The 14,697-nt window shown below is 37.7% G+C and carries 14 protein-coding genes; 5 read left to right on the top strand and 9 right to left on the bottom strand.

Translation table 11 applies throughout. The features are described from left to right. Positions 1 to 92: 92 nt before the first annotated feature. Positions 93 to 1,208 (bottom strand): ABC transporter ATP-binding protein, encoded by a 1,116-nt coding sequence (locus AC0KSB_RS02995; RefSeq protein WP_472306570.1) that lies wholly within the window; start codon positions 1,206 to 1,208, stop codon positions 93 to 95. Positions 1,209 to 1,668: 460 nt separating this feature from the next. On the opposite strand from AC0KSB_RS02995, the gene argC reads away from it, so the two are divergent. From argC to AC0KSB_RS02970, 5 genes are read left to right on the top strand one after another with little or no spacing between them, the layout of a single operon-like run. Then, the gene (gene argC / locus AC0KSB_RS02990) at positions 1,669 to 2,721 is read left to right on the top strand and encodes an N-acetyl-gamma-glutamyl-phosphate reductase (RefSeq protein WP_472306568.1); all 1,053 of its coding nucleotides are present in this window, start codon (positions 1,669 to 1,671) and stop codon (positions 2,719 to 2,721) included. Positions 2,722 to 2,775: 54 nt separating this feature from the next. After that, positions 2,776 to 3,684: an acetylglutamate kinase gene (gene argB / locus AC0KSB_RS02985; RefSeq protein WP_472306580.1), complete on the top strand. Its 909-nt coding sequence runs from the start codon at positions 2,776 to 2,778 to the stop codon at positions 3,682 to 3,684. Positions 3,685 to 3,709: 25 nt separating this feature from the next. Continuing rightward, positions 3,710 to 4,918 (top strand): acetylornithine transaminase, encoded by a 1,209-nt coding sequence (locus AC0KSB_RS02980; protein WP_472306566.1) that lies wholly within the window; start codon positions 3,710 to 3,712, stop codon positions 4,916 to 4,918. 2 nt (positions 4,919 to 4,920) lie between these two features. Then, entirely contained in the window at positions 4,921 to 5,853 is a 933-nt protein-coding gene (gene argF / locus AC0KSB_RS02975; RefSeq protein WP_472306564.1) for an ornithine carbamoyltransferase, read from the top strand. Positions 5,854 to 5,865: 12 nt separating this feature from the next. After that, complete coding sequence (locus tag AC0KSB_RS02970) at positions 5,866 to 6,366, top strand: GNAT family N-acetyltransferase (protein ID WP_472306562.1); 501 nt, start codon at positions 5,866 to 5,868, stop codon at positions 6,364 to 6,366. Between the two features lie 16 nt (positions 6,367 to 6,382). Here AC0KSB_RS02970 and AC0KSB_RS02965 read toward each other — a convergent pair whose 3' ends face one another. The 8 genes from AC0KSB_RS02965 to AC0KSB_RS02930 all read right to left on the bottom strand — a co-directional run bounded on the left by AC0KSB_RS02965 (position 6,383) and on the right by AC0KSB_RS02930 (position 14,660). Further along, positions 6,383 to 6,820: a DUF2752 domain-containing protein gene (locus AC0KSB_RS02965; protein WP_472306560.1), complete on the bottom strand. Its 438-nt coding sequence runs from the start codon at positions 6,818 to 6,820 to the stop codon at positions 6,383 to 6,385. Beyond that, complete coding sequence (locus AC0KSB_RS02960) at positions 6,817 to 7,440, bottom strand: ECF transporter S component (RefSeq protein ID WP_472306558.1); 624 nt, start codon at positions 7,438 to 7,440, stop codon at positions 6,817 to 6,819. Before AC0KSB_RS02960 ends, AC0KSB_RS02965 begins: the two co-directional genes overlap by 4 nt. Positions 7,441 to 7,504: 64 nt before the next feature. Then, positions 7,505 to 8,689 (bottom strand): alanine racemase, encoded by a 1,185-nt coding sequence (alr, locus tag AC0KSB_RS02955; protein WP_472306578.1) that lies wholly within the window; start codon positions 8,687 to 8,689, stop codon positions 7,505 to 7,507. Further along, positions 8,689 to 10,350, bottom strand: coding sequence for an NAD(P)H-hydrate dehydratase (locus AC0KSB_RS02950; protein ID WP_472306556.1), 1,662 nt, complete (start codon positions 10,348 to 10,350; stop codon positions 8,689 to 8,691). The genes alr and AC0KSB_RS02950 overlap by 1 nt, the downstream gene beginning before the upstream one ends. A 174-nt stretch (positions 10,351 to 10,524) precedes the next feature. Beyond that, complete coding sequence (gene trxA, locus AC0KSB_RS02945; protein WP_472306554.1) at positions 10,525 to 10,842, bottom strand: thioredoxin; 318 nt, start codon at positions 10,840 to 10,842, stop codon at positions 10,525 to 10,527. Between the two features lie 141 nt (positions 10,843 to 10,983). Further along, positions 10,984 to 11,910, bottom strand: coding sequence for a homoserine O-acetyltransferase MetA (gene metA / locus AC0KSB_RS02940; protein WP_472306552.1), 927 nt, complete (start codon positions 11,908 to 11,910; stop codon positions 10,984 to 10,986). Positions 11,911 to 12,054: 144 nt separating this feature from the next. Then, positions 12,055 to 13,050, bottom strand: coding sequence for a uridine kinase family protein (locus AC0KSB_RS02935; protein WP_472306550.1), 996 nt, complete (start codon positions 13,048 to 13,050; stop codon positions 12,055 to 12,057). Between the two features lie 140 nt (positions 13,051 to 13,190). Continuing rightward, positions 13,191 to 14,660 carry a flotillin family protein gene (locus tag AC0KSB_RS02930; RefSeq protein WP_472306548.1) on the bottom strand — a complete coding sequence of 490 codons (1,470 nt, stop codon included), beginning with the start codon at positions 14,658 to 14,660 and terminating at the stop codon, positions 13,191 to 13,193. Positions 14,661 to 14,697: the final 37 nt, after the last annotated feature.

Raw genomic sequence — 14,697 nt, 5'->3', positions numbered from 1 at the left:
GCTCTTTTTTATTTCTCAATTTACACCAAGTATACGGACTTTATCCAGCTAATGCGACAGCTTTTTTAAGACTAATAAAAAAAATAACTATATCAACTAAGTATTACAAGCTCGGTTTCTTTATCAAACAGATGTACTCTATTGCCATCAACAGCTATATTGACCATCTCTCCGACCTGAGAATGACTTACTGTAGGATCAACACGGGCTGTCAAGCTTAATGCACCACCTACGGTAACGTAAAGATAAGTTTCTGCACCAAGCATCTCAACAACGTCAACACTTGCAGGGAAAGTAGACTCGGGATGATCTTCAACAAATGAAACCTCATCAGATAAAGCTTCTGGTCTTATTCCCACAATAACTTCTTTACCGTCATATGCTTTTACTTCGTCAATTGAATATTTCTCCGGCAAAGCAACAGATACGCCCTGGAAAGCAACTTTAACCTTATCTCCATCAACTGAAAGCTGTGCATTGATGAAATTCATTGGGGGCATTCCTATAAATCCAGCAACAAATGTATTAACAGGATGCAGGTACAAGTTTGTAGGATTATCAATCTGCTGAATAAATCCATCTTTCATAACAACTATTCTGGTACCCATTGTCATGGCTTCAGTCTGATCATGAGTAACATAAATAATGGTTGTCTGCAAGCGGTGATGCAATTTTGTTATTTCAACACGCATCTGAACACGTAACTTAGCATCCAGATTAGAAAGAGGCTCATCCATAAGGAAAACCTTAGGATCACGCACAATTGCTCTTCCCAGAGCAACACGCTGTCTCTGACCACCAGATAAAGCTTTTGGTTTTCTGTCAAGAAGATGTTCGATTTCAAGAATTTTAGCAGCTTCATTAACACGGCGTTTGATCTCATCTTTGGCAAACTTGCGCAGTTTGAGTCCGAAAGCCATATTGTCAAATACAGTCATATGCGGATAAAGCGCATAGTTCTGGAAAACCATAGCAATATCTCTGTCTTTTGGCTGAACATCATTTACAAGCTTGTCACCGATATAGATTTCTCCATCTGAGATCTCTTCGAGACCTGCTATCATTCTTAAAGTAGTAGATTTACCACAACCGGAAGGTCCAACAAGAATAATAAATTCCTTATCAGCGATATCAATATTAAAATCACTGACGGCTACGACATTACCTTCATACCGTTTGTAAACATTTTTTAATAGAACATTGGCCATACAATTATTACCTCCGAGTTAACTATACAGGTGCATGAAAATTTATTTTGACCTGCATAAAAACTATAACACCGTCTAAAAAACAGACTATACGCAAATTTCAACAAATGTTTCAGCCTCAATTTGTCCATTGAGTAGCAGGGGATTGACATTAATTACAACTTTACATCTCAACATTTATCTAATGTGTCAACAACATTGTCAAAAAGATGAAAAATATCTTATTTTTATGTCATAATAGCTATATTCCAACGAGAAAACTATAGTCGAAAACGCTAAATACTATCAATTACTACAAAGTGACTATTAATCGCTCTTCAAAAACCTGTATAATGGTTAAAAAGCATAAAAAACACTTCGAAATCAGAATTACAGCAAATCAATATTGCAAATCATTGCTTTATACATTATAGTGAATATTTATTATATTAATTAAGGGTTTTATGCAAAGGAGCAAAAAATGGCAAACAAAAAACGTCTTGGTATTATTGGCGCAACAGGCTATGTGGGAATGGAACTTTTGAGATTATTGGTTTTACACGACCAGTTTGAGATAACCAGACTGGTTTCGCAAAGCTTTGTCGGCCGACGTTTTTCTGATGTTTATCCTTCTTTTAGAGGAATAATTGATATGGAGCTTTCCGAGCTTGATATTAACGATCTGGCTTCTGCTTGTGAAATTGTAATTACGGCACTGCCTCATGGAATTTCTTCTAATATTGTTCCAAAACTACTGGATCGTGGTTTGAAAGTTCTGGATCATAGCGGTGATTTCAGATATAAAAAAGCTGAAGTTTATGAAACAGCTTACAAACTTGAGCATCCGAAGCCGGAATTACTAGACAAAGCTGTTTACGGCTTGCCTGAAATTTATAGAGAAGATCTTAAAACTGCATCTCTGGCAGCAAACCCTGGCTGTTATCCTACATGTTCAATTTTAGGACTTATGCCTTTGTTGAAAAATAAATTGATCAGAAGCAGTGGCATAGTTATTGATGCATATTCGGGAATAAGCGGAGCCGGGCGAAAAGCAGATCTCGTTTTTTCTTTCTGCGAGTCTCAAGATAGTATAAAACCATATGCGGTTACTGGACATAGGCATACAAGTGAAATCGAACAGGAATTAACAGCACTAAATTCAGACAAAGAAGTATTAGTCACTTTTACACCTCATCTGGCGCCTTTTAAAAGGGGTATGTTGGCAACAATCTATGCTGATATCAATGAAGGCGTTACTGAGAAACAAATAAGAGAAATGTATTGCAATCAATATTCCTCCGAGAAGTTTGTTCGTTTTCTCGATTCAGGAAATATGCCCGAAACAAGAAATGTTGCATACACAAATTTCGCTGACATTGCAATTGCAGTCGATAACAGAACTCAAAAGGTAAAAATAATGTCTGCAATTGATAATCTTGGCAAGGGAGCCTCCGGACAAGCACTTCAAACCTTAAATATCATGTGCGGATTTCCCGAAATCACCGGCTTGATTTCAGCAGGAGGATCTATCTGATTAAGATTAAGAGATTATTTTGGCAAAGTTTAAGGAGATATTATATTAATGGATATGAATGCGATAATAGCTAAAGCAGAAATACTTATTGAAGCCCTTCCTTATATACAGAGTCTTGCAGGAAAAACGGTTGTCATAAAATATGGCGGTAATGCTATGATAAACGACACATTAAAGAATCATGTTATGCAAGATATCACACTACTTAAATATATAGGAATTAATCCTGTTATTGTACATGGTGGTGGACCTGATATAAGTTCCATGTTAACTCAGCTGTCAATAAAATCCGAATTCAGAAAAGGTTTAAGAGTAACTGATGCTCAAACTATGTCAGTTGCTCAAATGGTTCTGGTAGGAAAAACGAATAAGGAAATAGTATCAGGTTTAAACAGGCATGGAGCCAAAGCGATTGGTATATGCGGTATCGATGGCAAATTAATAGAATGCGAAAAAATCACTGCTGACGAAGCAGGAGAGCCATTGGATATTGGTTATGTTGGCAGAATTACAAAAATTAACACTAAAGTACTGGAAATGCTTGCAAATGATGAGTATATTCCAGTTGTTGCACCAATAGGAATAGGAAATGAAGGAGAAAGCTATAACATTAATGCAGATACGGTAGCAAGTGAAATAGCAGCTGCACTAAAAGCAGAAAAATTAATGACACTTACAGATGTTGAAGGAGTTAAAATATCTGATGGCTCAGGTGAAAGTACGGTTGTTTCTGTATTGAGTGAAGCAGAGATTAATCAACTGATAGAAGAAGGTGAAATAAGCGGCGGCATGATACCTAAGGTAACTGGTTGCCTTGATACTGTTAAACGTGGAGTCGGACGTGCCCACATAATTGACGGACGTATTCCTCATTGCCTGCTGCTGGAAATATTTACCAACAAAGGTATAGGTACTATGATTACTCAAGAACGCAAGCCGTATTTTGAAGGTGAAAAAATCTGATTTCAGATACAGGAGGATAATAAATATGCAGGGGAATGATAAAAAACTAGCAGAAATAATGTCGCTGGATGAACTCTACTATCTGAACACTTTTGGAAAAAGAATACCTTTTTGTGCTGATCACGGGGATGGCTGCTGGTTATATGGAACTGATGGAAAAAAATATCTGGACATGATCGGAGGAATTGCAGTTAATGTTATTGGGCATGCACATCCTGTCTTAACACAGGCAATATGTCGGCAAGCAGGTAATGTTATTCATTGCAGCAACTACTATTATAATGAACCTCAGACTTTGCTGGCTGAAAAACTCGCTCAGATTTTTGGGAATGGCAAAGTTTTTATCGGGAATAGTGGTGCCGAAGCAAACGAAGCGGCAATAAAACTTGCTCGCGGCTATTTTTTCAAAAAAGGTAGCCCAAGGGCAAAGATAATTAGTGCAGTGAATTCTTTTCATGGAAGAACTCTGGCAACTGCAACTGCAACAGGCCAACCTAAATACAGTGAGGCTTTTGCACCTTTGCCAGAAGGTTTTGAGTATGTAGACTTTAATGATTACTCTGCTTTGGAAAAGGCTGTTGATAAAAATACATGCGCGGTTATATTAGAAATTATTCAGGGGGAGAGCGGCGTTAGACCAGCCGATACCGAATATATAAAACTTGCGGCAAATTTGTGTTCTCGAACAGGTGCCAGACTTATTATTGACGAAATCCAAACAGGAATGGGACGTACAGGTCATTTTTTTGCTTATGAAGGCTATGGAATAAAACCTAATATTGTCACTTTGGCAAAAGGGCTGGCGGGCGGAGTTCCGATAGGTGCAGTTATTGCTGATGAAGAAAGTTCTTCTGGTTTTGCTCCAGGAGACCACGGCAGTACTTTTGGCGGGAATCCAATGGCTTGTGCTGCTGCTTTAGCAGTTTTATCAGTATATGAATCAGATAATCTTATTAGAAAAACCAAACAGACAGGAAGATATTTGAAAGACAAACTGAATTTTTTGTCAGAGAGTTGTAAATTTATAAGTGAAGTTCGGGGTCAGGGGCTTATGATAGGGATTGAGCTTAAAAACAAAGATGCCGCAGTTGTTAAATCTAAATTATTTGAAAAAGGTCATCTTGTAGGCTCAGTAGGTTCATTAACAATCCGTCTTTTGCCGCCTCTTATAATACAAGAGGACGAAATAGATTTATTCATCAAAGATTTTGCTCTTATCTTGAAGGAGGCATAAAAATGAAACATTTTATTAGTATTCAGGACTGCACTTCTGAAGAAATAATCGATCTTCTTAATTTAGCAGATAAACTCAAAACCCAAAACAAAAAAGGTGTGAAACACCATATTTTATCAGGCAAAACACTTGGAATGATTTTTGCCAAATCATCGACCAGGACACGTGTTTCTTTTGAAGTAGGGATGTATCAGCTCGGTGGACAAGCTTTGTTTTTGAGCAGTCAAGATATACAGCTTGGTCGTGGCGAGACTATTTCAGATACTGCAGGAGTTATGTCACGCTACCTGGATGGTATAATGATACGTACTTTTGATCATCAGGATGTTGTTGATCTAGCCATATTCGGTACTATTCCCATTATAAATGGATTAACTGATCTTATGCATCCATGTCAGGCATTAACCGACCTGATGACAATAAGAGAATACAAAGGAACCTTAAAAGGGATAAAGATGGCATATCTGGGCGATGGAAACAATATGGCTCATTCTTTGATGCATGCTGCATCTAAAGTCGGTATGAATATTGCCGTTGCTACTCCCCCTGATTATACTTGTGATGAGAATTGTATAAATGAAGCACGTAAAAATGCTGAAAAAACAGGCAGTCAGGTACTAATTACCAATGATGCTGTTGAGGCAATTACAGATGCAGATGTAGTCTATACTGATACGTGGATAAGCATGGGACAAGAGGCTGAAAAAGAACAAAGAATAAAGATTTTTTCTCCCTATCAGGTTAATAGTTCACTTATGCAAAAAGCTGATAAACAGGCAATATTCATGCACTGCCTGCCGGCATATCGTGGTCTTGAAGTAACTGAAGATGTCTTGGAAGGTCCACAATCGGTTATTTTTGACGAAGCTGAAAACAGGCTGCATGCACAAAAAGCTGTCCTTGTTAAACTTATGTCCCAAGATGCCGTGGTTTAGTTCAGAAAGCTTATGATCAATTCAGATTTGTTAATCAGACGTGCTAAGCAATGCGATGCCAAAGCAATCATGGCTCTTATTCAACGAGCCATGATTGTTTATGTGAAAAAATCAGGGATACCTGGAACTCTAGATTCTCTATCTGAAAGTATCGAAGATATTAAATTAAGCATAGAAAACAATTATGTTCTTGTGGCTGAAAATAAAGATGATTTGATTGGTACAGTACGCCTTATACTGCCTAATGAAAATAATATTCAATGCCAATCTCAAGTCGCCTATTTCAGCCGTTTTGCCGTAAAACCAGAGCTACAACACTCTGGAACCGGAAGCATATTATTTGCGGCTGCAGAAGACTACCTGAGAAATAGCGGAATCAAAACAATTCGGCTGCATACAGCACTAAAAAATTCAACACTTGTACAATTTTATCAAACCAAAGGCTTTCGTCTGATAAGCCAGGAAAATAGTCGAGGTTATGACAGAGGCTGCTTTGAAAAAGATATTAAATGATAGACAAAAAATTTTCTTAAGGCGCAAGCCAGGAAAATGGCTGAATAGGTATGTTTCTTAAAACAAGGAAAATCAGTGCTGATAAAAACATAATTATCAGGATAACACGCCATCTACGGATTGGAGGCAGTACAGGTTTTCTAAAAAGCCTTTTTAACCAGTATTCAATCAAGCTATAAGCAGGAATCCACATCCACAATATTAAAAAAATATTATAACTGAAGGCGTCTAAAAATCTTCCGTGGAGCAAAGCATGCAATGCTCTTGTTGTTCCACAGCCTACACAATAGATTCCTGTTGCTTGAAAAAAAACACATGGAATTAAACCATCTGTACCTGGATTTCTGAAAAACATTATGATCAGAGGAATTAAGATCATTGCCGGTATGCCCCATATGACTAAAGGCCTTGGAAAAGCGTCTGATTCATAGGGGTCAGGTTTTATTTTTCTCATTTGTGAAGTACCGGACTAATTCTTTTGTAAAGAACAGCTACTACTAAAGATATGACAAATCCTTTGAAAAGGTTAAATGGGACAAAAACGTATAAGATAAGAGTGTTCAGATCTGTTACAAGCCGGTTGCCTGCAGCCCGGCTCCACTCAATTATCATATCCATTGGCAGATTTAAAATTCTAACGTAAAAGGGAATCAGAAAGAAAAAGTTTACAAAGCTTGCCACCAAAGTCATAACCACTGTTCCAAGAAGCATTGCCTTGTACGCACCTATTCTGTTTTTGTTGTATCGGTAGTACATGCCAGCAGTCGCTACAAAAAAGGAACCTACAATAAAATTAGCTAATTCTCCCACACCGCTGGTAGCAGTCGACGGAAGATGAGCTAAATTTTTTATCAATTCTACAAGAACGGCAGTCCATGGTCCCATAGAAAAAGCAGCAAGCAAGACTGCTACTTCACTGAAGTCAAATTTTAAAAAAGCGGGCATTAAAGGGATTGAAAATTCCAGATACATCAGTATAATCGCAACAGCTGCAAGTATCCCTGTTTTTGCAACCCAGTGTGCAATACTTTTGCTATTTTTAGAAAAAGGTTTGTCTGTTTTTAGCTGCCTCATTTTATCCTACTTTCTTTCGCCTATTTTTAGATATTAAAAACTTTTTATACAAACAATCAAAATATTAAATCAGATAATTTCTGATATTTTCCAACTGTCCATTTCTTATGTAAGCTCTAGGCACTCTTTTGCCAATAATACAAGTCACTTCATAATTAATTGTTCCAAGCCACTCGGCAATTTCATCAACAGGCAGAAATTGTTTTTTACCACTATAAAACTGTTTTCCAAAAAGTACAACCTCATCACCGGTCTTAATACTATCAACCGATGGTAATGCAGTTATATCAGCCATACAGGTATCCATGCAAATTTTACCTACAACAGGCACTCTATAACCGTGTACAAGTGCAGCAGCCTTTCCGCCCAATCTTCTGGAATATCCATCTGCGTATCCTATCGGTATAGTAATAATATGACTTTCTTTTTCTGTTATATAGCTTCTACCATAACTTATTCCCGTACCGGCAGGAACTTTTTTGTGATGTACAATATTAGCTTTTAGTGACATTGCAGGTTCAAGTCCATTCCAATAATCTGGACAGCCAGGCGGTATCATCCCATATAATATAAGACCAGGCCGTATCATATCAAGATGCATTTGAGGAAATCTCATAGCAGCAGCACTGTTACATACATGTTTTAGCGGTATTGGCAAACCTATTCTGTCAAGTTCGGTACTGATTCCCATAAACTGTTCGAATTGTTTCACAGTATAATTTGTATCTGGTTCATCTGCAGTTGCAAAATGAGTATATAAACCCTCTACTATCAATCCTGGAAGTTTTCTGATCCAAATAATATCTTTAATGGCTCCATACCCTGCCATAAAACCAACTCTGCCCATACCTGTATCTACTTTAACATGTATTCTTGCTGACTGACCGGTTCTAACAGAAGCATCAGAAAGAGCCTGTGCCAAATCACAGCTGAAAACAGTTTGAGTTATTCTGTATTGCAATAGTTCTTCAGCTCTTCTCGGGTCAGTATATCCAAGAACTAATATAGGAACAGTTATTCCATTTCTTCTTAGCTGTATTGCTTCATCAAGCATTGATACAGCCAGCCTGTTAATACCGTTGTTCAGCATTACAGGTATTACTTTATCAACCCCATGACCATAAGCATCAGCTTTTACTACACCCATAATTTCGCAGCTTTTATGTATTTTTTGTCTTATCAACTTGGCATTATCCGCCATTATATCCAGGTCAATCTCTGCCCACGACCTGTTTGGCAGAGTATTCATCATAATTTTAATCCATGCCTTTCATGACTTTTATATTTATTTGCATCTCCCAACCAACCAGCTTTAAACCAGGCTTTGCCCATAAAATGCAGCAAATCCTGCGGAAGAATAACTGTCTTGCCCATTTCAGAAGCAGCTATATCACCTGCCAGCCCATGCAGATAAACACCTGCACATGCTGCCGAGGAAGAAGTCATACCTTGAGCTAAAAGACCTGTTATTATACCGGTCAAACAATCTCCACTACCGCCCTTTGCCATGCCGTCATTACCACTGGTATTAATAAAACACGTTTGATCCGGTAAGGCAACCACTGTAGCTGCTCCTTTTAATACGATAACAGAGTTCATTTTAGCAGAAAGGCTAATAGCCGCTTTTTGTCTGTCTTTTCCAAGTAATTCTGTCAATTCAGGTGCAAGTCTCTTGAATTCACCAGGATGGGGGGTAAGAACAGGCAGACTCATTCCTTTTTCTGAACGTTTTACAAATAAATCTGCTAATTTGTCCGGCTGCCGGCTGATCTCATTTAATGCATCAGCATCAATAACAAGTTCAGACGAATTTAAAATTAACCAATCCAGATAGGCTTTCAGCCATTCCGGTGTTCCTATACCTGGACCGATTGCAGTAACCTGCTTATTTTTTGAAAGTCCCTCAAGAAGCTCCAGGGCATCCTCATGTTCAGAAATATCATGTGTAAGCCCTTCCGGGAAAGCGGAGAGCACAGGTAAAAAAGCTGATTTGTTCACTGCAAGGGTTATTAACCCTGCACCAGCTCTGGCTGCAGCCTGTCCGGCTAAGGCAATTGCGCCGGCCATACCTTCATTCCCACCAATAAGTAGGGCTTTGCCGAACAAGGCTTTATGTCCATCTTCAGGCCTTAGAGGCTTTAGGTTTTTTATGTAGTCTCTATCTATCAAACGTGGTAATTTTATCTCCGCTAGATTATCACTAACCCATTTAGCAGGCATACTTAGAGGTTCAACTACAATTTTACCTGCATAAGTACAACCTGGAGCCGCTGCAATACCAAGTTTAATTGATATAAAAGTTACAGTGTAATCAGCATAAACGGCACTTTGATCAACTGCTCCGGTATCAGCATCTACACCTGAAGGTAAATCAATTGCAATAACATATGATCGAGTCTGACGCCACTTTTCAATCAGATCAAAGAGCTCAATCAATTCTGGGGATAATTTACGATCCAAATGATAACCGGTGCCTAATATTCCATCAACAATAAAGTCGGGCACAGGTAGTTCCGCAAGTTTACTTCTGGGAATGAAATTTACACCAAGTCTTACTAAAGCCTGATAGTGTCTATTTTGTGAAATATCAGTTATATCTTCTGACAAAGAGTAGGTACAAATAACATTGTAGCCGTAAGAATACAAATGTCTGGCACAAACCCATGCATCAGATCCATTATTTCCTTTTCCGCCAAGAACAATCACTGTTTTAGAAGTAATATCTTTTGCATTTTCCGAATCTGAAATGTCTATATTGGCAATAATTCTAGCAACTGACATTCCAGCCTGTTCAATAAGAGAGTCGTAAGAAAGACCGGTAAATTCAATCCAGGAACTATCAAGAATTGACTGTGCTTTACTATCCAGAACAGGCAAATAAGTTCTTCCATCATTAATTATTTCCAGCATATGACACCTCTTTCTTCAAGCTAAATATGCTTGTAATTTATTTTAAGTATATCATATAAGCATATTTTCTTACTTTAAACATATAAAAAGCTGTCCTCGTTAAAAGGACAGCAATCAATATAAAAGATAATCGAATTACTTTAATATAAAATCTGCAATAACAGCAAACAGGACTTATAGATGTTTATCAATCGCTGCTGCTAACTCCTGTTGTGGTCTGGCACCTATAAGCCTCTCCACAACCTGTCCATCTTTAAGGACATATAAAGTAGGAATACTCATGACCTTGAATTTTTCTGCAAGTTCTGATTCCTCATCTACATTTACCTTACCTACTATCGCTTTACCTTCATATTCTTCAGCCAGTTTATCAACCGTTGGAGCAACCATACGGCAGGGGCCGCACCATACTGCCCAAAAATCAAGTAATACAGGTTTGTCACTTTTTAATACTAGTTCGTCAAAATTTTCAGAAGTAATTGTCAAAGCCATGAAGAGACCTCCTCTTATTTTTGTAAACAAAAAATTTCACATCTATTGATAGATTTTCATATACTCTTCCTAAGAAGAGATGATAATTCATTATAGACTTTTTTAGCAGTAACTGGAGTTACCTCCATAACATTTATAACTTTAATCTTGCGGAATTGCCGTCAAGTCAAATGGTGTTTCCTGATAAACATAATAATTAAGCCAATTGGCAAAAAGCAAATAAGCAGCACTCCGCCAAAGAACCTGTGGCGTCTGAACAGGATCATCCTTAGGGAAATAGTTACGAGGCAATTCTATATTCAATCCTCGATTTATATCTCTTTCATATTCATACTTAAGAGTAAGCGGATCATATTCAAGGTGCCCGGTAAGAAAAATCTGACGCCCCTTCATATCTGAAACTGCGTAAACACCGGATATTTCCGATTCGGATAGTAGCCTTAGCTGATCGGTCTTTTCTATATCTTGTTTTTTTATTTCAGTATGTCTTGAATGAGGAACAAAAAACACATCATCAAAACCTCTAAAAAGCTTAACTGGCTTTGTGTAGCTGCGATAATGAGGAAATATACCAAAAACTTTTTTATCAAGATCATACTTTGGTATTCCATAATGATAGTAAAGTCCGGCTTGAGCCCCCCAACAAATATGCATTGTTGAATATACATTGCGCTTTGACCATTCCATTATTTCACATAATTCCGGCCAGTATGCAACCTGTTCAAAAGGCATTTGCTCTACAGGAGCACCTGTTATTATCATTCCGTCATACCTACGTTCTTTAACTTGCTCAAACGTCTCATAGTACTTAATCAGATGATCAAGAGGCGTATTCCTGGGGTTATATGAGGCAGTATAAAGAAAATCGACATCAACCTGTATAGGGGAGTTACTTAAAAGACGAAGCAATTGAGTTTCTGTAACAATTTTTGTAGGCATTAGATTAAGAATTAAAATTCTCAAAGGTCGAATGTCCTGACTATAAGCACGGTTATCATGCATTACAAAAACATTTTCCTGCTCAAGAATTTCAGCTGCAGGTAAATGATCAGGTATTTTGATTGGCATTGTAAGTCCCCCCAATAAACAATTGAAGCATATCAGAAATAATTTCTGATATGCCGATTAAAATATTAAACATGCCATAACTTTTGTTGTCAAGTATTATGGTTACATTGTTATTTCAAAACTCTCGGACAGCTGATCTTAAAATCAAATAAATTCATTTAAAATTGACATTTGGGGAATTACTGATTTATCAATCTGAGGGATTCTTTCGCAGGCATTGTATAAACAGCGCGCTTCTATTAAGGCTTGTTCAAGATCGGCATAGTATCCAGATATGTCTTTGAGATAAATAGAGGCTGGCAATGTATTATCAACATGTTGCTGAAGTGATCTCTGAATTTCCTTTGCTGCCAAAGGTGCAATAATACAAAACTCATAGGGCAGACAAGAATTAACATATTCATCTGCTCTTGCCAGATATTTAGGTACAAAAGACTGTTCGTTTTGTTCTATCATTGGCCAATAATCTATAGTTGAAAGAGCAGTTGATCCTCTGTGCAAAACATCTCTGCTGATGCGGCGCAACACTCTTAGATCTCTGCTTCCGAGAACCTGCCTTCCATCAAGAAAAGTACACCAGGGCATAATAAAAATACCAAAATACTGATCATGATTCAGTTGACCGGAAACAAGTTCTGACAATCCATGTAAACCTTCTACAATCAGCAGATCTTTTTCACCTAACTTTATTAATTTTTCTTCAGGCCATAATCTATCTCTGCTAATAAAGTCAAATTGTGGTAGACTTACCTGTTTACCAGCAAAAAGAGCCGAAAGATGTTCCAGCATTAAAGATGTATCCAAGGTTTCTATACTTTCAAAATCCGGCCGTCCTTCTGGATCATATTGAATCTCTTTAATTTGATAATAATCATCCATAGAAACTAGATGTGTATGAAAACCAGCTTTTGTTAAAGTCATCGCTAAACGATTTGAAAAAGTTGTCTTTCCCGATGATGTAGGCCCTGAAACAAAAATAGCCTTTATGTTTTTGTCAGAAGCAATTCTTGCAGCTATGCGCTCTGTGCGATTAATAAAATCCTGTTCACATTGATCTATATATGCAGGTAATTTATTAACTCCCAGATTAGCCTCCAGATCTTCCAGACTGACTATTCTCATTTGTGATAAAACTGCCATCAGGTGTCCCTCCGCTTGTAATTAAAACTTAAAGTAGTTTTGTATATATATTAATTACCTGCTACTCTTTACGAATAGCAGGTAAATGTAATATAAAGGTTATCTTGCTACAATTATAACAAACATTCTTTTGTGCTACATTATTCTGTTTTAAACTCATCATCAGTTGTTTTTTCAGAAACAGGCAACCCCATACCTTCCACTACATCAGACAGATTTTTACTTGCGTCCTTTCCCAGAAACTCTGGCAAATTCATTCCTGCCATGTTAAATAAATCATTCATAGGAGGTATAGACTTCATCAAACCTGAGAGAAATCCTGCAGTTCCTTGTGTTTTTCCCTGGCCTTGTCCTCCACCATCCCATACGGTGACTTTGTCTATTTTAATATTTTTAATTGCTTCTACCTGAATTGCAATAAGATCTTCCATTTTGTCTGCAAGCAATAGTCTGAGTGCATCTTTTGCATCCCCACCTGCAGCATTAACAATTTCTGCAAGTCCTGCAGCCTGTCTGGTAAGTATTTCCTGTTGACCCCTGGCTTCTGCTTCTTTTCTTACGAAAATAGCATCGGCTTCACCTTTGGCTATTCTTCTTGTTTTTTCAGCCTGAGCTTCAGCATCTATTTCAATCTGACGTTTGCTGATTTCTGTTTTTACAAGAATATCTGCTTCAAGGGTAGCCTTTTCTCTGGCAGCACGTACAAGCTCAGCTTTCTTCTCAGCATCGTAAGCTTCTTCCAATGCTTTTGCTGCCATAGTTTTCTCTGCTGCGGTAGCTCTTCTTAGAGCATCTGCCTCTTTTTCTCTTCTAGTTGCATTGGAAGCAGCAATATCTGCTTTAGCTTCGTTTTCACCGCCGATTGCAGTTGACTCAGCAGCAGCAACCTGCACTCTTTGATCTCTTTGTGCATTTGCCTGACCAATTGAGCCGTCACGGTCTTTTTCTGCTACAGATTTTTTAGCGTCATTGATAGCTTTAGCTGCAGCTTCTTTACCAAGTGCTTCAATATATCCAGACTCATCATTTATATCAGTAACATTTACATTTATCAGTCTGAGACCAATTTTTTTGAGTTCTGTTTCGACATTTCTTGATACAGCTTCTAAAAATTTATCTCTATCGGTATTTATCTCTTCAATATCCATAGTTGCAATAATAAGACGCAACTGACCAAAGATAATGTCTTTTGCAAGTTCTTGTATTTCTGGAAGCTTTAAGCCAAGTAATCTTTCAGCAGCATTTTGCATAACACCCTGTTCTGTTGAAATACCTACCGTAAATCTTGAAGGAACGTCTATCCTTATGTTCTGTCTGGAAAGAGCATTTTTCAAATCTACGCTTATGGATATAGGTGTCAGATCCAGATATTGGAACGACTGAACTACGGGCCAGATAAACGAAGCACCACCGTGTATACATCTGGCAGATCTAATAGACCCATCTTTGTTGCTGCCAACTTTACCGTAAATTACCATTATTTTATCAGAAGGACATTTACGGTAACGCGATAGCAAAACCAAAAAGGTTGTAAACAAAAGCACAAAGATTACAATTACTGTAATCAGAGCTGATGTTGGCAATGATGTCAAAGCAATAAATGTTTTCATAATTTTTCCTTTCATGCCGTTTTTTACAGCTTTACAT

This window comes from Ercella succinigenes (assembly GCF_900002895.1).
This window is presented reverse-complemented; position numbering and strand designations above follow the sequence as displayed.